Here is a 17,727-nt window from a genome sequence, read left to right on the forward strand (position 1 = left end):
GGGGGTCAGACGTCCATCTCGCCGAGTTCGAGCTTGCGCTCGGGGCGGTTCGCGTAGGGGATCTTCCAGGCGGAGTTGAGCGCGCCGGAGACGAAGCCGATGAGGGCGAAGACGTAGATCGCGCCTTGGGGGATGCGCATCGCCGCGCTCGCGCGCGCCCACTCGGAGTCGATCTTGATGACCGCCTCGTACGAGAGCGCGAGGCAGATGAGCACCATGATGACCGCCGAGACGACGCGCAGCGCGACGAAGAGCTTCGTGCCCGCGAGGAGGCCGTCGAAGATCTCGAGCACGATGTGCCCGTTGCGCCCGACGAGGTAGCCCGTCGTGATGAAGGTCAGGGCGATCATCGAGAGCAGCGCGGCCTCGCCGGCGCCGATCCAGGCGGCCTGCGGCACGTAACGGCCGAGCACCTGGTACATGACGCCGATGAACACGATCGCGAAGAGCACCATGGCGATCGCGAGCTCGCCCTTGGAGATCCAGCGCAGCGCGAGGGGGTCGCGCGGGGCGTCGCGGTTGAGCTCCGGCACGGCGTAGAACGAGTCGGTGTGGCCGAAGATCGACTGATCGGTGTCGTTGGGGGTGCCGGCACCCCCGCCGTCCGGCGGCCTGGTGCGCTCCGGTTCCTCGGGCTCGACGGGCTCATCGGGCATGTTCCACCTCCGTGTCGGGCGCGGCCACTGCGTCGTGGGCGCGGATCGCCCGTGGGTATTGCATCCGCCTCGGGCCGCGCGTGGAAGGAGCGTCCCACGGAGTGGGACAGCCGAGACGGAGGCTTGCCGACGACAATGTACCGGTTGGATACTTACGGCATGAGGTCAGCGCAGACTGCAGCGACGATCTCGGTGCTCGACCGCTACCTGGCGATCTTGGATGCCGTCAAGGAATCGGAGCGATCGACGTCGATCACCGAGCTCGCAACGCGAACGAACATGCCCAAGTCGACCGTCTCGCGGCTCGCCGCCGGGCTCGTCGATCAGCGATTCCTCGTCCGGAACGCCGACGGCACCGTCGGCCTCGGACTCCGCGTCTTCGAGCTCGGCGCCCGCGCCGGGCTCCCCCGCCGTCTCATGACCGCCGCGGCCCCCGTCATGCGGGAGCTGTGGGAGGCCACGGGCGACCGTGTCGGCATCTGGGTGCACCACGGCGCCGAGATGGTCTCCCTCGCCGCCGTCGCCGGCCGGCTCCCGATGCTGCCGACGCGCGCCGGGATGCGTTCCCCCGCCCTCACGACCGCGAGCGGCAAGGCCTTCCTCGCCTTCTGCGCCGACCGCACGGTCGTCGACCGGCTGAGCGCCGAGCTCGTCCCGGATGCCGCGAGCGGCTTCCGCCATGAGCTCGACCTCGTGCGCGCCTCGAACGTCGCGACGGATGCGGGGGTCGCGTACCCGGGCATCGTCGCCGTCGCGAGCCCCGTCTTCTCCGCCGACCGCACCGTGATCGGCGCGGTCTCCCTCGCCGGGCCGGCGGACTCGATGAACGCCCAGCACGCCGCGCCCCTCGTGCGCGCGGCCGGGCTCAGCATGTCCCGTCGGCTGTCGGCGGCCTGACGGGATGGCGAGCGACGGAGCCGACGCCACCGGCGTGCTCGATCGGGTGACCGCGATCCTCGAGGCGTTCGTGGACGGCGACGACGACGGCCTCGGCGTCTCGGAACTGGCCCGTCGGGCCGGCCTGCCGAAGTCCACCGTCTCGCGCATCGCGGCCGACCTCGTGCGCCGCCGCTACCTCGACCGCGTCGGCGACCGCCTGTTCCTCGGCCTGCGGCTCTTCGAACTCGGCCAGTCCGTCGAGCGCCCGCGGGCGCTCCGGCACGCCGCCGTGCCCATCGCGACCGCACTCCGCGACGCCACCGGCCTCGCGGTGTGCATCGCCCTCGTCGACGGGGACGACGCGCTCGTCGTCGCATCGATCCGGGGCATCGGCGGGGTGGCGGCCGACCTCGCGATCGGCGAGCGCTTCTCGGTGGGAGAGGTGGCGGAGCCGGAGCCCTCGCTCGCAGCTGCCCTCGCCGCCGCGATCCGGGCCGGCGCGGGATCGGAGTCGGTCGACCCGGAGGCCGGGGTCGAGCACCTCGCCGTTCCCGGGCTCGGGGTCGAGGGCCGTGCGGTCGCCGCGATCGCCGTGACCCGCTCGGCCGCGGCCGGTTCCTCCGACCCGATCCGGGCCGCGCTGCGCGAGGCGTCAGTCGCACTGCAGCACCGCCTCGCGGGCTGACCGCCGGTCGAGCAGCGACGCAGGAGCGTCTCGAGACCCCGCAGGCCGACCCACGAAGGTCTCGATACGGCGCTGGCGCGCCTACTCGACCAACACCCCGTCGGTCGAGTAGCGACGAAGGAGCGTCTCGAGACCCCCCACGAAGGTCTCGATACGGCGCTGCGCGCCTACTCGACCGACGCCCCGTCGGTCGAGTAGCGACGAAGGAGCGTATCGAGACCACGCGGGCCGACCTGCCGAGGTCTCGACCGACGGAACGGGGCGGGCGCATCGCGCCCGCCCCGTCATCCTGCTCGGCCGATCAGCCCGCCAGTTCGCGGATCGCCTGGTAGTACTCGAGCGACTCGCCCGTGAAGTGGCCCTCGAAGTACTCCTCGGACTGGTCGATGAAGGCATCCATGTCGATGTCCTCCGTCTCGATCACCGTGAAGGCGTCGTTCGCCCGGTACTCGTCGAGGATCTCCTCGGTCGCCTCGTCGACGCACGTGGCGTTCTCGGGGCGGATCTCGTGGATCGTCTCGTCGAGGAGGGCGGCCTGCTCGTCGCTGAGCTTGTCGTAGGTCGCGTCGCTCACGATGATCCAGTGGATGCCGACGTTGTGGTTGTTCAGGATCGCAGTGTTGAGCACCTCGTCGTAGCTCGAGGAGCGCGTCGCGACGATGGGGTTCTCCTGACCGACCGCGATGCCCTGCTGGAGCGCCGTGTAGACCTCCTCCACTGCGACCGACACGGGGTTCGTGACCCCCAGCGCCTCGGCGTTGGCGAGGAACGCCGGCGAGTTCGGGAAACGGATCGGCACGCCGGCGAGGTCCTCGGGGCTCCTCACCTCGACGTCCTTCGTGGTGAAGGTGCGGTTGCCGAAGAACCAGCCGTCGACGATCGTGACGCCCGTGGCATCGTGGAACGCCGCGAACAGATCCTCGGAGCCGTTGTCGATCCAGTCGAACGCGTGGTCGACGTCGTCGAACGCGTAGGCGGCGTCCACGACGCCGATGGGCTCGAACGTCGAGCTGAGCGCCGAGGCGCCCTGCAGGTCGATGTCGATGTCGCCGGCCTGCACGAGCGGGAAGCGGTCGGCGTCGGGGCCGAGCTGGCTCGCGGGGTAGAGCTCGACGGTGAAGCCGATGTCGGCGCCTTCGAGCCGCTCCTGCAGCAGTTCGACGCCGCAGTAGTAGTTCGGGGTCTCCTCGTTCTGGCTCGTCGCGACCGAGATCGTGACGTCCTCGTTCTCCGAGGCGCCGCCGGAGGCGCTCGGCTCGGGGTCGGCGCTGCTCGAGCATCCCGCGAGGACGAGCGCGCTTGCTGCGAAGACCGACGCGACCGCGATGCGGCGTCGCGCCGGGTGGGATGTGACCATGTGACCTCTCCTCGTGCGTCGGCACCCGTCCCGGCCGGGACGGGTGCGCCTGGATGGGCGAGTCGGTGATTCCCGTGTCGGCTCTTGCGAAGGTTCGTCGACAGCGCTGTCAATGAATCGGCCCGGTGGCGATCCGACTCTGTACTGAACAGTACATTTCCGGAAGACCCGTCCCGGGGAATGGGACGGCGCCCGATTCAGGCCTCGGCGTCGAAGACCTCGCGCGCGATGCGGAAGGCCGTGTTGGCCGCCGGCACGCCGGCGTAGATCGCGGACTGCAGGATGACTTCGCGGATCTCGTCCACGGTCAGCCCGTTGCGCAGCGCGGCGCGGCAGTGCATCGCGAACTCCTCGTGGTGGCCGAGCGCGATGAGGGTCGAGAGCACCGCGACCGAGCGCGAGCGACGGTCGAGTCCGGGCCGCGACCAGACGTCGCCCCACGCGGTGCGCGTGATGAAGTCCTGGAAGTCGGCGGTGAACTCGGTGGTGCCCGCGACGGCGCGGTCGACGTGGGCGTCGCCGAGCACCTCGCGGCGCACCGCCATGCCCTGGTCGTAGCGCTCGCCGTCGCTGAAGCCGTCGCCGTCGGGCCGGGTCATCGGGATGCTCCTTCCCTGCGCGAGTGCGCATCGAAGAACGCGCCGAGCACGGCGGCGGTCGCGGCCGGGCGCTCGGCGGCCGGTAGGTGGGCGGCATCCTCGATCTCGACGAGCTCGGCGTTCGCGACGCCCGACGCGATCTCGCCGGCCTTCTCGACCGGAGCGACCTGGTCGTGCTCGCCCCACACGACGAGCAGCGGCGCCTCGATCCCGCCGAGCTGCTCGCGCACGTCGTACGCGGCGAGCGCCTCGCACGCGAGGGCGTAGCTCTCATCGTCGGCGTCCTGCAGCACGTGCAGCAGCCGACCGGTCAGCTCGGGACGGTCGGCGACCGACGTCGGCCCGAACCAGCGCTGCGCCGACCCGCTGATGAGGCTCGACGTGGACTGCGCCCGCACCTGCGCGGCGCGCTCGCGCCAGGATTCGGGGGTGGCGAGGCTCGCGCCGGACGCGAGGACCGCCGCCGCGTCGACGAGGTCCGGATGCCGGAGCAGCAGCTCGAGGCCGGTCGCGCCGCCGATGGAGATGCCGGCGTAGAACGCCTGGCCGCCGAACTCGGCGATCGCCGCCGCAACGGCGTCGGCGAGCTCGCCGATCGTGAAGGAGTCGGTCGTCGCGGGCGCGGCCCCGTGGCCGGGCAGCTCCCACGCGGTCACGCGGTAGCGGTCGGCCAGGAGCGGCACGACGTCCTCCCAGAGGATCGCCGAGGTGCCGAGCGAAGGCCCGAGCACGAGCAGCGGCGCGCCGGCGGGGCCGACGGGTTCGGTGAAGCGCAGCACGGGGACGGTCACGGTTCCTCCAGCGGTTCGGGTTCCAGGATGCCCGATGCGGCGGTGCCGACGGCATCGTCGACGAGCGCTCCGGCGAGGCCGGTGTAGCCCGCGGGGTCGGCGAGGGCTGGGTCGAGGCCGCGCGCTTCGAGCACGGCGGCGAGGTCCCGCTCCGTCGGTCGAGTCGGCGCGCCGGCGCCGTCTCGAGACGCTCCTCCGGCGCCGCGCGACCGGCGGGTCAGGTCGTCGAGCACCTCGCGAGCCGTGTCGGCGCCGAGCACGAGCGAGAGCCGTTCGGCGAGGATCGCGCCGTGCGTGGCATCCAGGTTGCGGGCGACGGCTGCGTCGTCGACGCGCAGCCCCTCGGCCAGCCGTCGGCCGTTCGCCGCGGCACCGAGCGCGAGGCGCAGCAGCTCCCGCAGGGTCGGCCACTCGGCGTGCCAGGCGCCGTCGGGGCGCTCGTCGCCCGCGAGGGCCGCCGCGAGGTGCAGCGTCGACGCGAGGCCGGGGGCGCGCAGCGCGGCGGAGCGCAGCAGCACCGATCCGGCGGGGTTGCGCTTCTGCGGCATCGCCGACGAGCCGCCGCCCGCGCCTTCGGCGAGCTCGCCGATCTCGGTGCGGCTGAGGGTCGCGACATCCGTGCCGATCGCACCGAGGGCGTCGAGCACGCCGGTGAGCGCGTCGCCGAGTTCGGTGACGGGCCAGCGGGTCGTGTGCCACGGCGCATCGGGCACGGCGAGGCCGAGTTCGGCGGCGAAGGCGGCGGGCAGTTCGGCGGCGCCCTCCGGTCCCGCGAGCTCGACGAACGACGCCAGCGTGCCGCCCGCGCCGGCGAGCTGGGCGGGCAGGGCGAAGCGGGCGTCCTCGAGGCGCGCGGCCGCACGGCGGAGCCCGCGGAGCCGGTTCGCGATCCGCAGGCCCATGGTCATCGGCACGGCGTGCTGGGTCAGCGTTCGCGCCGCGCCCACGGTGTCGCGGTGGGCCGCGGCGAGCCGCGCGAGCGCCCCCTCGACGGCCCGGAGGTCGTCGAGCACGAGCCCGGCCGCGCGCGCGGCGACGACCATGAGGGCCGAGTCGAGCACGTCCTGCGAGGTCGCGCCGCGATGCACCCAGCGTCGGCCGTCCTCCGGAACGGCGGCCTTGAGCGCGCCGACGAGCGGGATGACGGGGTTGCCGCCGGCGACGGCCTCGCGCGCGAGCACGGCGGGGTCGAATCCCGCCGGTCGAGTCGGCGCCCCGGGGTCGATTCCCGCCGGTCGAGTCGGCGCGCCGGGGTCGATTCCCGCCGGTCGAGTCGGCGCGCCAGGGTCGACTCCCGCCGGTCGAGTCGGCGCGGCAGCGCCGTATCGAGACCCCTGAAGGTCCGCTGCGGGGTCTCGAGACGCTCCTTCGTCGCTCCTCGACCGGCGGAACCGGGCGAGTCCGTCCTCCACCGCAGCCACCTCATCCGCGGGCGCGAGCCCGATGCGCTCGTACGAGCGCGCGAGCGCGATCTCGACGGCGACGAGCGCGTCGAGCACGGCCGCATCCGAGACGGCGTCGTCGTGGCCGGCCGTCACGGGCGACAGCAGGCCGACGTCGATCGGGGCGGGCTCAGAAGGCAAGGAAGACCGTCTCGTGCTCGCCCTGGAGGCGGAAGTCGTGGCGCAGGCCCTCGGGGGTGCGGGTCGCGATGAGGCTCGCCCGCTCGTCGTCGTCGAGCGAGGCGAGGAACGGGTCCGCGGCGAGCGCGGCCTCGTCGTCGGGCAGGTAGATGCGCGTGTGCAGCTTGCTCGGCAGGCCGCGCGCGTAGACGATGACGGCGAAGAAGGCCGGCCTGCCGGGCTCGGTCGCGCCGGGCGCGCGGGTCCAGAACTCCCAGTGGCCCTCGTCGTCAGTGAAGGTGCGGCCGTAGCCGGTGAACGTGTGCCCGTCGCGCTTGCGCGAGCCCCGCGCACGGGGGATGGAGCCGTCGACGTCGGCTCCCCACACCTCGATGATCGCGTCGGGGATCGGCGCCCCGTCGCCCTGGAAGACGGTGCCGCCGAGCACGATCGCGCCGGGCGAATGCGGGAAGGCGATCTCGTTCATGCGCTCGAACTCGGTGCCGTAGGCGAAGAACGGGCCGACGGTCTGCCCGGCGGTCGCGTCGTGGGTCTTCGGGCCCCAGTGGGCGGGTGCGACGGCGGCCATCAGTGCTCCCCTGCTTCCGGTTCGAACCAGGTGGCGTCGGGGCCGTCGACGACGATGTCCCAGCGGTAGCCGGTCGAGAACTCCGGCGTGGTCAGGTCGTGGTCGTAGGTCGCCACGAGGTTGTCGCGATCGCGCTGCCGGTGGATCGTGTTGTAGATCGGGTCGAGGGCGAACAGCGGGTCGCCCGGGAAGTACATCTGGGTGACGATGCGCTGCGTGAAGCCCGTGCCGAACACCGAGAAGTGGATGTGGGCGGGCCGCCAGGCGTTGACGTGGTTCTTCCACGGGTAGGGCCCGGGCTTGATCGTCGTGAACTTGTACTCGCCGCGCTCGTTCGTGACGATGCGGCCGGCGCCGGTGAAGTTCGGGTCGAGGGGCGCCGGATGCTGGTCGCGCTGGTGGATGTAGCGTCCGGCCGCGTTGGCCTGCCAGATCTCGACGAGCTGGTTGGCGACGGGACGCCCCCAGGAATCGAGGAGCCGGCCCTGCACGGTCATCCGTTCGCCGAGCGGCTCGCCCGCGTGCTGGATCGTGAGGTCGGATTCGATCGCCGCGACGTCGCGCTGGCCGTAGGCCGGCGAGCGCAGCTCGATCGTCTCGGGGTCGACGAGCTTCGGGTTCTTGGTGGGGTGGCGCAGCACGCTCGAGCGGTACGGCGCGAAGTCGAGCATCGTCGCCGGGAGCGTCTCGCCGGCGGCCTCGCGGGCCGCGAAGGCGGCGTGAAGGTCGACGATCTCCTGGGTGATCTCGCGCTGCGTGAGCTGGTCGGGCGAGGCGAGCAGGCTTTCGGGGGCCGCTGCAGGTTCGGTCATGGGTCTCTTCCGTCTTCGTCGACGTCGTCGGGACCCGCATCGGGGCTCCGGATGACTCGTGGAACGGTTCCATGGTGCGCCCGAACCCGGCCCGCCGCCCAATCGTTCTCACTCAATGGGAACGGGATGCCCGCCGTGCGAGAATCCCGCCATGGCGAACTCCACCTCGGGCGACTCGGTCACCGATCGGCTCGTGCGGGTGCTCTCGACGTTCACCCCGACGCGCACGGTGCAGACCGCCGCCGAGATCGGCCGACGCGCCGACCTGCCGTCCTCGACCGCGCATCGCCTCGTCGGCGAGCTCGTGGACTCGGGGCTGCTCGAGCGCGACGACGACCGGCGCATCCGCATCGGGGTGAAGCTGTGGGAGCTCGCGACCCGCTCTTCGCACGCCCTGCGCCTGCGCCAGGCGGCGATGCCCTCGATGGAACGGGTGCAGGCGCGCATCCGCGAGCACACGCAGCTCGCGATCCTCGAGCAGGACGAGGCGCTGTTCCTCGAACGGCTCTCGGGCCCGGAGTCCGGCTCGAACGTGACGCGCATCGCCGGCCGCCTGCCGCTGCACGCCGCCTCGTCGGGGCTCGTCCTCCTCGCCTTCGGCGACCGGGAGCTCCGCGAACGCATCCTCGCCGGCCCGCTCGTGCGCACCGCCGCCGAGACCCTCACCGACCCGGCGGCCCTCCGGCGCAAGCTCGCGGAGGTCGCGGCCCTCGGCTACGCGGTCGCGCCCGGTTACATCGAGGCCGTCTCGACCGGCGTCGCCGTGCCCGTCCGCGACGAGACGGGCACGGTCGTCGCGGCCCTCTCGGTCGTGCTGCGCCGCGACGCGGTCATCGAGCCCGCCCTCGTCGAGCTCCACCGCGCCGCCCGCGAGATCGGCGCCGCGCTGGGCTACCGCCGCTGACCAGTCCGTTGGTCGAGTAGCGACCCACAGCCGGTCGAGTAGCGACCCACCGCCGGTCGAGTAGCGACGAAGGAGCGTATCGAGACCCCGCCACCCGGTCTCGATACGGCGCTGCGCGCCTACTCGACCAACGCCCGCCGGTCGAGTAGCGACGAAGGAGCGTATCGAGACCCCCGACCCGCCCAGGTCTCGATACGGCGCTCCGCGCCTACTCGACCGACAACACGGAATCCCGATCAACGGGAGTCGGTGCGCGGAGCGGGCGACCCCGTCGCATCCTGTCGTCGCCCCGGTTCCCCGTCGAAGGAGACGCCCCATGACCACCGTCCGCACCCGCGTCGCGATCATCGGCGCCGGCCCCGCCGGGCTGCTGCTCGCCCACCTCCTGGATGCCGCCGGCATCGAGTCGATCGTCGTCGATGCGCGCAGCCGCGAGCAGATCGAGACCACGATCCGCGCGGGCATCCTCGAGCAGGGCACCGTCGAGACGCTCGCCGAGACCGGCGCCTCGGCGCGCGTGCTCGCCGAGGGGCATCGGCACGACGGCATCGAACTGCGCTTCGACGGCGCCGGGTACCGCATCGACTTCGCCGGCCTCGTCGGCCGCGCCGTCTGGCTCTACCCGCAGCACGAGGTGCTGCGGGACCTCATCGCCGCTCGACTCGCCGCCGGTCAGGACCTCCGGTTCGGCGTCCGCGCCGAGCGGGTCGAGGATGCCTCGGGCGCGCGGCCCCGGGTCATCCTGACGGATGCCGACGGGCAGCCGCTCACCATCGAGGCCGACTTCGTCGTCGGCGCCGACGGCTCCCGGTCGGTCGTCCGCGAGGCCGTGACGGGCTCGTCGACGGGCGGCTACTTCCGCGAGTACCCGTTCGCGTGGTTCGGCATCCTCTGCGAGGCGCCCCCGAGCGCCCCCGAGCTCATCTACTCGAACTCGCCCGACGGCTTCGCGCTCATCAGCCAGCGCTCCGAGTCGGTGCAGCGCATGTACTTCCAGTGCGACCCCGAGGTCGACGCCGCGTCGTTCTCGGAGGCCGAGCTCTGGGACGCCCTCCAGCGCCGCGTCCCCGGCACGACGCTGCGGGAGGGTCCGATCTTCCAGCGCGACGTGCTGCGCTTCCGCAGCTTCGTCGCCCACGAGCTGCGCCGCGGCCGGGCCGCCCTCGTCGGTGACGCCGCCCACACCGTGCCGCCCACCGGCGCGAAGGGCATGAACCTCGCCGTCGCCGACGTGCGGCTGCTCGCCCCCGCGTTGCAGGCGCTGCTGCTCGAGGGCGACGAGCGGCTCATCGACGCGTTCGCCGAGACTGCGCTCGAGCGCATCTGGAAGGCCCAGCACTTCTCCTGGTGGATGACGAGCCTGCTGCACGTCGCCCCGGGCGCGAGCGAGTTCGACCGGCGCCGCCAGCTCGGCGAACTCCGCTCCGTCGTCGGCTCGGCCCACGGCGCCGCCTACCTCGCCGAGGCCTACACGGGCTGGCCCCTCGCCCGCTGACCCCTCACGCGGCGACCGGCCCGGCCGGCCGGCGCGCGCGTTGCGCCACTCCTTCGCAGGTTGCGCCACTCTTGCTGGCGCAACGGGCGAACAGGTGGCGCAACGGCCGACGCAGCGGGATGTCTGCCCGGCAGCAGACGCGAAGGCGGTCGCCGGTCAGCGCGCGAGGCGCGTGATCGAGGCGACGCCGGGGGCGGCGGAGGCGGGAGCGGACGGGCGCGCCGCGCGCGGAGCATCCGGGGTCGAGGTGCGCGGCGCGGCCGCGAGCAGCCGCACGAGGTGGCGGATCGCGAACTCGTAGCCGTCGAGGCCGGCGCCCGCGAAGACCGCCGTCGCGGCGAGCGAGACGTACGAGTGCCGGCGGAACTCCTCGCGTCGGTGCACGTTCGTCACGTGCACCTCGACCACGGGCGTGTCGATCGCGAGCAGGGCGTCCATGAGCGCGATCGACGTGTGCGTGTAGCCGCCCGGGTTGATGACGACGGCGTCGAAGTCGGTACGGGCGGTCTGCACGAGGTCGATGAGCACGCCCTCGTGGTTGGACTGGTGGAAGTCGATCCTCGCGCCGGTCTCCTCCGCGACGGCGCGGCAGCGCGCCTCGACGTCGGCGAGCGTCTCCGCGCCGTAGAGGTGGGGCTGCCGGGTGCCGAGCAGGTTCAGGTTCGGGCCGTTGAGCACGAGGATGCGGTGGGACGTCGTCATCGGGGATCCGTTCTCGAGGGGCCGCGTCGACTGCGGCGAGAAGCGCCGGAGCGGGGCGGAGGGGGCGCCGCCCCGGCTCCGGCTGCGACGACTCCGGGGTTCGGCCGTCGCGGGAGGCGGAGCGTCGGGGACAGGTGCTCCGCGGTCGGGTCGGGGGTGGCCGGGTCCGCCGTTCCGGGGCGGATGACGCGCCCGGACCTCCGGGGAGGTTCGGCTGGGCTCGTCATCGAGGATGCTCCGTGCGGTCGGTTCCGGTTGCGGTCGAACGTACTGGTTAGTTACCGTATCCGCAACGACGGAACGCACGGGTCCCGACCCCCGTCGGCGCCGCACACCGGAGTGACGGCGAATGCGGGAGAAGGAGCATCCACGTGCGCACCTCGATCGCGACCGTCTGCCTGAGCGGCACCCTCGACGAGAAGCTGCGCGCCGCCGCGCATGCCGGCTTCGACGGCGTCGAGATCTTCGAACCCGACTTCCTCGCGTCGCCGCGCTCCCCCGAGGACATCCGGGGCATCGCCGCGGACCTCGGCCTGAGCCTCGACCTCTACCAGCCGTTCCGCGACTTCGAGGGCGTCAGCCCCGAGCTGCATCGCGCGAACCTGCGCCGCGCGGCCGCGAAGTTCGACCTCATGACCCGCTTCGGCATCGACACCCTGCTGCTCTGCAGCAACGTCGCGACCGCGAAGAGCGGCGACGACCAGCTCGCCGCCTCCCAGCTGCGCGACCTCGGCGACCTCGCCGCCGCCCACGGGGTGCGCGTCGCCTACGAGGCGCTGGCCTGGGGCCGATTCGTCGACGGCTACGAGCACGCCGCGCGGCTCGTGCGCCTCGCCGATCACGACGCGATCGGCATCTGCCTCGACTCGTTCCACATCCTCTCGAAGGGCCACGACCCCGAGGCCATCGAGACGATCCCCGGCGACAAGGTCTTCTTCGTCCAGATGGCCGACGCCCCGCAGCTCTCCCTGGACGTGCTCTCGTGGAGCCGTCACTACCGCGTCTTCCCCGGCGAGGGCGCGTTCGACCTCGGCCGCTTCCTCGGCCACCTCCTGCGCACGGGCTACGACGGACCGATCTCGCTCGAGGTCTTCAACGACACGTTCCGCCAGTCCGACCCCGAGGAGACCGCAATCGACGCGATGCGTTCCCTCGTGCTCCTCCAGGAGCAGGGGCGCGACTGGCTCGACCGGCACGGCGGGCTCGGCTCGGCGGGCGGGGCGCTCGCGGCGCGCGAACGGCTCGACCTCGACGTCGCCCCGGCCGCCGCTCCCCCGGTCGACTTCAACTACGTCGAGGTGCGCTCCGACGACCTCGACGCCCTGCGCACCGCGCTCGCCCAGCTCGGCTTCGCCGACCGCGGGGTGCACCGCTCGAAGCCCGTCGAGCTGTGGACGCAGGGAGCCGCCCGGCTCGTCCTCGGCCCGACCGGCGGCGTCGGCTCCGCCCCGGCCGTCGCGGGGCTCGGCTTCGGCGTCGTCGATCAGGATGCCGCCGCGGCCCGCGCGCTCGCCTTCCGCGCCGCGCCGGTCGCTCGCGAGCAGGCCGTGGGCGAGGAGCGGCTCGTCGGCTTCCGGGCGCCCGACGGCTCGGAGGCGTTCTTCGGCGACGCCGGGGACGGGGAGCCGCACTGGATCGGCGAGTTCGGCACGGCGGGGGCCGCCGACGGGCAAGTCGACGAGGATGCCGCCGGCACCGGAATCCTGCGGGTCGACCACGTCAACCTCGCCCAGCCGTGGCAGCACTTCGACGCCGCGGTCCTCTTCTACTCGACGGTCGTCGGCCTCGCAGCGACCCCCTCGACGGAGGTCGCCGCCCCCATCGGCCTCGTGCGCAGCCAGGTGCTGCGGACCGCCGACGGCGGCGTTCGCGTCGCCCTGAACCTCGCGCCCTCCGGCGACACGGGCGGCGCGATCCTGCCGCAGCACCTCGCGTTCGCGACCGACGACGCGCTCGGGGTCGCCCGGGCCGCCCGCGCCCGCGGCCTGGCCCCCCTGCCGATCCCGGCGAACTACTACGACGATCTCGACGCCCGCTACGAACTCGATCCCGGCCTCCTCGCCTCGCTGCGGGAGCTGAACGTGCTCTACGACCGCGACGCGGCGGGCGAGTTCCTGCACTTCTACACGGGCGCGATCGGCTCGGTCTTCTTCGAGGTCGTGGAGCGGCGCGGCGGCTACGAGGGGTACGGCGCGGGCAACGCACCGGTGCGCCTCGCGGCGCAGTACGAGCGTCGCCGCGCCGGTTCCGCCGCCGACGCGGCGGTCGTGGCCGGGCCCCGATGACGCACTACCTGGTCGGCCTCATCGGCGAGGGCATCGGCGCCTCCCTCACGCCGCCCATGCACGAACGCGAGGCCGCGGCGCTCGGCCTCGACTACGAGTACCGCATCCTCGACCTGCTCGAACTCGGCGCGGAGCCGAGCGACGTCGGGCGGCTGATCGCCGACGCGGAGGCAGCCGGCTTCGCCGCCCTCAACATCACGCACCCGTGCAAGCAGCTCGTCATGGAGGTCGTCGACGAGCTGCACCCCGCGGCCGAGCGACTCGGCGCCGTGAATCTCGTGCTGCTGCGAGACGGCCGCCGCATCGGCTGCAACACCGACTGGGAGGGCTTCCGCGACGGCTTCGTCGACGGGCTGCCCGGGGCGGCGACGGGCTCCGTCGTGCAGCTCGGCGCCGGCGGCGCCGGTGCGGCGACCGCCTACGCCCTGCTCGACCTCGGCGTCGACGAACTGCGGCTCTTCGACTACGACGTCGGCCGTGCGGCCGAACTGGCCGACCGCCTCGCCGTCGCCTTCCCGGATGCCCGCATCGCGGCGATCCCTGGCGTCGACGCCGCGCTGCGCAGCGCCGACGGCGTCGTGCACGCGACCCCCGTCGGCATGGCGCACCACCCCGGCGTCGCGTTCGACCCGGCCGTGCTGCGGCTCGACGCCTGGGTGTCCGACGTCGTCTACCGGCCGCTGGAGACCGAGCTCCTCCGCCGCGCGGCGGCGACCGGCCACCGGGTGCTCGACGGCGGCCGGATGGCGGTCGGCCAGGCCGTCTCGAGCATCCGCTTCATCACCGGACTCGACCCGGATGCCGAGCGCATGCGCGCCCACTTCCTCGAGCTCGTCGAGGCCGAGGAACGCCTCGCGACGGCCGAACGCGGTGAACCCTGACCGGGTGTTCCACTGAGCGGGCCGAGAGCCCCTCGGCACCGCGGAACGCCGTCCCCCTCGCCTAGGATTCCGAATGGAACGACGGGGAAGGGCGGAGCGCCCGGGAAGGCTGGGGCGATGACCGCCGAAGCGCAGGCGCAGACCCGCAATGCGGCGCAGACCCGCCTCGACATCCTCGACATCGCGACCGCGGAGTTCGCCGCGAACGGCCTCGCCGGTGCGCGCGTCGACGAGATCGCCGCTCGCACGCGCACGACGAAGCGCATGCTCTACTACTACTTCGGCTCGAAGGAAGGGCTGTTCCTGGCCGTCCTCGAGCGGGCGTACGCGACGATCCGCAGCCTGGAATCGGGGCTCCACGTCGACGATATGGACCCGGTGGACGCGCTCCGCGCCCTCGCCGAGGCGACCTACGACCACCACACCACGCACCGCGACTTCATCCGGCTCGTGAGCATCGAGAACATCCACCGCGCCGAGCACCTGCTGCAGTCCGAGACCATCCTCGACCTCAACGCGACGGCGATCTCGACGCTCGAGCAGGTCATCTCGCGCGGCGTCGCCGAGGGGCGATTCCGCGACGACGTGGATGCGGTCGAGACCCACGCCATGATCAGCGCTTTCGCCGTCTTCCACGTGGCGAACCGCGACACGTTCAACGCGATCTTCCGCCGCGACCTGCTCGACCCGGAGCGCCAGGACCACTACCGCCGGCTCATCGGCGACATGATCGTCGCCACCCTGACGACGAAGCCGTCGCTGGTCGAGTAGGGAGCGGAGCGACCGTATCGAGACCCGGCAGGATGCCGCTCCCGGCCCGGAAAGGGCCGTGCGGGGTCTCGATACGCTCCGCTACTCGACCAACGGGAGCTCCGCTGGTCGAGTAGGGAGCGGAGCGACCGTATCGAGACCCGGCAGGATGCCGCTCCCGGCCCGGAAAGGGCCGTGCGGGGTCTCGATACGGTCCGCTACTCGACCGACGGGAGCTCCGACCGACGGGGTCAGACCTCGCCCTTGCGGGCGGAGTCCCAGAGGTCGACGCCCTCCGTCGTGCCGGCGAGGCGGTCGATCTCGGCGAGCTCGGCGTCCGAGAACTCGAGGTTGCCGAGGGCGGCGACGTTCTGCTCCAGCTGCTCGACGCGCGAGGCGCCGATCACGAGCGAAGTCACGCGCGGGTCGCGCAGCGCCCACGCGAGGGCGAGCTGCGCGAGCGACTGCCCGCGGGACGCGGCGATCTCGTCGAGGCCGCGAAGCCGGTCGACGAGTTCGGGCGTCAGCACGTCGCGGTCGAGCGAAGTGCCCGCCGCGGCGCGCGATCCCTCGGGCACGCCGTCGAGGTACTTGTCGGTCAGCATCCCCTGGGCGAGCGCGGTGAAGCCGATGACGCCGAAGCCGAGGTCGCCCGCGGCATCCAGGAGGCCTTCGGTCTCGATCCAGCGGTTGAGCATCGAGTACGAGGGCTGGTGGATGAGGAGCGGCGTGCCGAGGTCGGCCAGGATGGCCGCGGCCTCCCGGGCGCGATCGGCGTCGTAGGACGAGATGCCGACGTAGAGCGCCTTGCCCTGCTGCACGGCCGTGTGCAGCGCGCCCATCGTCTCCTCGAGCGGCGTCGTCGCGTCGAGCCGGTGCGAGTAGAAGATGTCGACGTAGTCGAGGCCCATGCGGGTCAGCGACTGGTCGAGCGAGGCGAGCACGTACTTGCGGCTGCCGCCGCCCTGCCCGTACGGGCCCGGCCACATGTCCCACCCGGCCTTGGTCGAGACGATGAGCTCGTCGCGGTACGGGGCGAAGTCCTCGCGCATGAGCTTGCCGAAGTTGAGTTCGGCGGCGCCGTAGGGCGGCCCGTAGTTGTTGGCGAGGTCGTGATGGGTGATGCCGAGGTCGAAGGCGCGGCGGCTGATGGCGCGCTGCGCCTCGAACGGGCGGTCGTCGCCGAAGTTGTGCCAGTAGCCGAGCGAGAGTGCGGGGAGGTCGAGGCCGGAGCGGCCCGTTCTCCGGTACACCATCGAGTCGTAGCGGTCATCGCGCGCGAGGTACGTCATGGGACCAGCCTGTCAGCCGCTCCGCTGGTCGAGTAGCCCGGAGGGCGTATCGAGACCCGGTAAACCGCAGTGCGAGGTCTCGATACGCGGCTTCGCCGCTACTCGACCAGCGAGGGGTGCTCCTCGACCGCCGATCGCGGCTTCGCCGCCCGGACTTCGCGACGGCGGCCTGACGTCCTCGGCGGTCGAGCAGCGACGACCCCGTCGGTCGAGCAGCGACGACCCCGTCGGTCGAGTAGCGACGACCCCGTCGGTCGAGTAGCGACGACCCCGTCGGTCGAGTAGCGACGGCCTCGTCGGTCGAGTAGCGACGAAGGAGCGTATCGAGACCCCGTCAGCCGACCTGCCGAGGTCTCGATACGGCGCTGACGCGCCTACTCGACCACCGGGTTCCCTCTTACGATTGAGCCCATGACCTACCGGGTGCCGCGCATGGACGATCTCGAGTCGCGCGCCTGGCTCTCGTTGCTCTCGACGATGCGGCTCCTGCCGAACGCCCTCGACTCGCAGTTGCTCGCCTCGGCGGGGCTCACCGAGTTCGAGTACGCCGTGCTCGTCGTGCTCAACCAGGCCGACGAGTCGAAGCTCGCGACGAGCCGCCTCGCCGAGCAGGTGGATGCCTCGCTGCCGCGCCTCTCGAAGGTGCTGACCCGGCTGGCGAAGCGCGGCCTCGTGGAGCGTTCGACGAATCCCGCCGATCGCCGCGTGACCGACGTGCACCTGACGCAGGACGGCCGCCGCACGATGATCCTCGCGACCCCCGGCCACGTCGCGCGGGTGCGCGAACTCGTGATCGACACGCTCAGTCGCGAGCAGCTCGCGGCCCTCGCCGACGCGCTCGAACCGGTCGTCGCGACGCTCGACCCGCACGGCCGCACGGGCCTCGCTCGCGGCTGAGCCGGCTCAGGCCCGGCGCCACCGACGGCGCTTCGGCCGGGCGTCCTGCTCGGCGGCCGCGGCGATGGCGGCGGCCTCCCGCCGCGCCGCACGACGCGAGGTCCAGTCCGCCGCTTCCGCGTCGACGTCGCGTGTGGGCGTGATGACGGGCGGTCCGCCCTGGAGCTGCCGCCGCGCCTCGATCACGCGCCGGTTGAAGTCCTCGACGGCGGCCCGCACGTCCGCCTCGCGGTGGAGCCGATCGAGCGTCGCATGCAGATCGCGATCCTCGACGCGCAGGCTCAGCGCGGGCGGCCCGAGGCCGGTGAGCCGCTCGGTCTCGATCTTCCGGCGGATCCACCAGTCCGGGTCGTTCCCGCCTCCGAGGTTCGCGAGGGGCTTGCCGGCGCCCGGGAGGCCGTCGAAGTCGCCCCGGCGGATGGCCTGCTGGATCTCGGTCTCGATGACGGCCGACCGGTCGACGGCGGAGAACGCCGCACCGGGCGCCCTCCCGCTCTCGGGGGCGGGCTCTCCCGCCCGGCGGGCATCCTCGGCGTCCCGGTATCGCGCCGCGCGCAGGCGCGGGTCCTCCTCGTCCGACACGTGCACCTC

Annotated in this window: 18 protein-coding genes; 8 read left to right on the top strand and 10 right to left on the bottom strand. The window is 72.7% G+C overall.

Going from position 1 to position 17,727, the window contains the following annotated elements:
- Positions 1-5: 5 nt before the first annotated feature.
- Positions 6-656, bottom strand: a complete 651-nt coding sequence (locus GB864_RS01380) for a TRAP transporter small permease (RefSeq protein ID WP_160422492.1) — start codon at positions 654-656, stop codon at positions 6-8.
- Between the two features lie 159 nt (positions 657-815).
- Here GB864_RS01380 and GB864_RS01385 point away from each other — a divergent pair, with 159 nt between their 5' ends.
- Together GB864_RS01385 and GB864_RS01390 are read left to right on the top strand one after the other, a co-directional pair.
- A complete protein-coding gene (locus GB864_RS01385; protein WP_160422493.1) occupies positions 816-1,553 on the top strand; it encodes an IclR family transcriptional regulator in 738 nt (245 codons plus the stop codon).
- A gap of 4 nt (positions 1,554-1,557) precedes the next feature.
- A complete protein-coding gene (locus tag GB864_RS01390; RefSeq protein WP_160422494.1) occupies positions 1,558-2,220 on the top strand; it encodes a helix-turn-helix domain-containing protein in 663 nt (220 codons plus the stop codon).
- A 301-nt stretch (positions 2,221-2,521) separates the two neighbouring features.
- On the opposite strand, the gene dctP is transcribed toward GB864_RS01390, so the two are convergent.
- The 6 genes from dctP to pcaH form a co-directional block, all read right to left on the bottom strand.
- A complete protein-coding gene (gene dctP / locus GB864_RS01395) occupies positions 2,522-3,577 on the bottom strand; it encodes a TRAP transporter substrate-binding protein DctP (protein ID WP_160422495.1) in 1,056 nt (351 codons plus the stop codon).
- Between the two features lie 197 nt (positions 3,578-3,774).
- Complete coding sequence (gene pcaC / locus GB864_RS01400) at positions 3,775-4,176, bottom strand: 4-carboxymuconolactone decarboxylase (protein WP_160422496.1); 402 nt, start codon at positions 4,174-4,176, stop codon at positions 3,775-3,777.
- Positions 4,173-4,967 (bottom strand): alpha/beta fold hydrolase, encoded by a 795-nt coding sequence (locus GB864_RS01405; protein ID WP_160422497.1) that lies wholly within the window; start codon positions 4,965-4,967, stop codon positions 4,173-4,175. Before GB864_RS01405 ends, pcaC begins: the two co-directional genes overlap by 4 nt.
- On the bottom strand, positions 4,964-6,550 hold the full coding sequence (locus GB864_RS01410; RefSeq protein ID WP_236778803.1) for a lyase family protein: 1,587 nt from the start codon (positions 6,548-6,550) through the stop codon (positions 4,964-4,966). The genes GB864_RS01405 and GB864_RS01410 overlap by 4 nt, the downstream gene beginning before the upstream one ends.
- Positions 6,540-7,118 (bottom strand): protocatechuate 3,4-dioxygenase subunit alpha, encoded by a 579-nt coding sequence (gene pcaG, locus GB864_RS01415; protein ID WP_160422498.1) that lies wholly within the window; start codon positions 7,116-7,118, stop codon positions 6,540-6,542. Before pcaG ends, GB864_RS01410 begins: the two co-directional genes overlap by 11 nt.
- On the bottom strand, positions 7,118-7,930 hold the full coding sequence (gene pcaH, locus GB864_RS01420; protein WP_160422499.1) for a protocatechuate 3,4-dioxygenase subunit beta: 813 nt from the start codon (positions 7,928-7,930) through the stop codon (positions 7,118-7,120). The genes pcaG and pcaH overlap by 1 nt, the downstream gene beginning before the upstream one ends.
- 151 nt (positions 7,931-8,081) lie before the next feature.
- Here pcaH and GB864_RS01425 point away from each other — a divergent pair, with 151 nt between their 5' ends.
- A complete protein-coding gene (locus GB864_RS01425) occupies positions 8,082-8,834 on the top strand; it encodes an IclR family transcriptional regulator (RefSeq protein WP_160422500.1) in 753 nt (250 codons plus the stop codon).
- A gap of 316 nt (positions 8,835-9,150) precedes the next feature.
- Positions 9,151-10,329, top strand: a complete 1,179-nt coding sequence (locus GB864_RS01430; RefSeq protein WP_160422501.1) for a 4-hydroxybenzoate 3-monooxygenase — start codon at positions 9,151-9,153, stop codon at positions 10,327-10,329.
- 156 nt (positions 10,330-10,485) lie between these two features.
- On the opposite strand, the gene aroQ is transcribed toward GB864_RS01430, so the two are convergent.
- Positions 10,486-11,031: a type II 3-dehydroquinate dehydratase gene (gene aroQ, locus GB864_RS01435; RefSeq protein WP_160422502.1), complete on the bottom strand. Its 546-nt coding sequence runs from the start codon at positions 11,029-11,031 to the stop codon at positions 10,486-10,488.
- Positions 11,032-11,402: 371 nt separating this feature from the next.
- Here aroQ and GB864_RS01440 point away from each other — a divergent pair, with 371 nt between their 5' ends.
- The 3 genes from GB864_RS01440 to GB864_RS01450 all read left to right on the top strand — a co-directional run bounded on the left by GB864_RS01440 (position 11,403) and on the right by GB864_RS01450 (position 14,968).
- Positions 11,403-13,316, top strand: a complete 1,914-nt coding sequence (locus tag GB864_RS01440) for a TIM barrel protein (protein WP_160422503.1) — start codon at positions 11,403-11,405, stop codon at positions 13,314-13,316.
- Positions 13,313-14,197, top strand: coding sequence for a shikimate dehydrogenase (locus GB864_RS01445; protein WP_160422504.1), 885 nt, complete (start codon positions 13,313-13,315; stop codon positions 14,195-14,197). Before GB864_RS01440 ends, GB864_RS01445 begins: the two co-directional genes overlap by 4 nt.
- A 117-nt stretch (positions 14,198-14,314) precedes the next feature.
- The gene (locus tag GB864_RS01450) at positions 14,315-14,968 is read left to right on the top strand and encodes a TetR/AcrR family transcriptional regulator (protein WP_160422505.1); all 654 of its coding nucleotides are present in this window, start codon (positions 14,315-14,317) and stop codon (positions 14,966-14,968) included.
- Positions 14,969-15,198: 230 nt separating this feature from the next.
- On the opposite strand, the gene mgrA is transcribed toward GB864_RS01450, so the two are convergent.
- Complete coding sequence (mgrA, locus tag GB864_RS01455) at positions 15,199-16,239, bottom strand: L-glyceraldehyde 3-phosphate reductase (RefSeq protein WP_160422506.1); 1,041 nt, start codon at positions 16,237-16,239, stop codon at positions 15,199-15,201.
- 411 nt (positions 16,240-16,650) lie between these two features.
- On the opposite strand from mgrA, the gene GB864_RS01460 reads away from it, so the two are divergent.
- On the top strand, positions 16,651-17,136 hold the full coding sequence (locus tag GB864_RS01460; RefSeq protein WP_160422507.1) for a MarR family winged helix-turn-helix transcriptional regulator: 486 nt from the start codon (positions 16,651-16,653) through the stop codon (positions 17,134-17,136).
- A gap of 6 nt (positions 17,137-17,142) precedes the next feature.
- Here GB864_RS01460 and GB864_RS01465 read toward each other — a convergent pair whose 3' ends face one another.
- Complete coding sequence (locus GB864_RS01465) at positions 17,143-17,718, bottom strand: DnaJ family domain-containing protein (RefSeq protein ID WP_160422508.1); 576 nt, start codon at positions 17,716-17,718, stop codon at positions 17,143-17,145.
- Positions 17,719-17,727 lie beyond the last annotated feature (9 nt).

Source organism: Agromyces seonyuensis, from assembly GCF_009789225.1.
Lineage (GTDB): Bacteria > Actinomycetota > Actinomycetes > Actinomycetales > Microbacteriaceae > Agromyces > Agromyces seonyuensis.

What these genes read in the sequence shown, in the direction of transcription:
- GB864_RS01380 (WP_160422492.1), bottom strand. Translation starts at nt 656, where the DNA reads ATGCCCGATGAGCCCGTCGAGCCCGAGGAACCGGAGCGCACCAGGCCG.
- GB864_RS01385 (WP_160422493.1), top strand. Translation starts at nt 816, where the DNA reads ATGAGGTCAGCGCAGACTGCAGCGACGATCTCGGTGCTCGACCGCTAC.
- GB864_RS01390 (WP_160422494.1), top strand. Translation starts at nt 1,558, where the DNA reads ATGGCGAGCGACGGAGCCGACGCCACCGGCGTGCTCGATCGGGTGACC.
- dctP (WP_160422495.1), bottom strand. Translation starts at nt 3,577, where the DNA reads ATGGTCACATCCCACCCGGCGCGACGCCGCATCGCGGTCGCGTCGGTC.
- pcaC (WP_160422496.1), bottom strand. Translation starts at nt 4,176, where the DNA reads ATGACCCGGCCCGACGGCGACGGCTTCAGCGACGGCGAGCGCTACGAC.
- pcaG (WP_160422498.1), bottom strand. Translation starts at nt 7,118, where the DNA reads ATGGCCGCCGTCGCACCCGCCCACTGGGGCCCGAAGACCCACGACGCG.
- pcaH (WP_160422499.1), bottom strand. Translation starts at nt 7,930, where the DNA reads ATGACCGAACCTGCAGCGGCCCCCGAAAGCCTGCTCGCCTCGCCCGAC.
- GB864_RS01425 (WP_160422500.1), top strand. Translation starts at nt 8,082, where the DNA reads ATGGCGAACTCCACCTCGGGCGACTCGGTCACCGATCGGCTCGTGCGG.
- GB864_RS01430 (WP_160422501.1), top strand. Translation starts at nt 9,151, where the DNA reads ATGACCACCGTCCGCACCCGCGTCGCGATCATCGGCGCCGGCCCCGCC.
- aroQ (WP_160422502.1), bottom strand. Translation starts at nt 11,031, where the DNA reads ATGACGACGTCCCACCGCATCCTCGTGCTCAACGGCCCGAACCTGAAC.
- GB864_RS01445 (WP_160422504.1), top strand. Translation starts at nt 13,313, where the DNA reads ATGACGCACTACCTGGTCGGCCTCATCGGCGAGGGCATCGGCGCCTCC.
- GB864_RS01450 (WP_160422505.1), top strand. Translation starts at nt 14,315, where the DNA reads ATGACCGCCGAAGCGCAGGCGCAGACCCGCAATGCGGCGCAGACCCGC.
- mgrA (WP_160422506.1), bottom strand. Translation starts at nt 16,239, where the DNA reads ATGACGTACCTCGCGCGCGATGACCGCTACGACTCGATGGTGTACCGG.
- GB864_RS01460 (WP_160422507.1), top strand. Translation starts at nt 16,651, where the DNA reads ATGACCTACCGGGTGCCGCGCATGGACGATCTCGAGTCGCGCGCCTGG.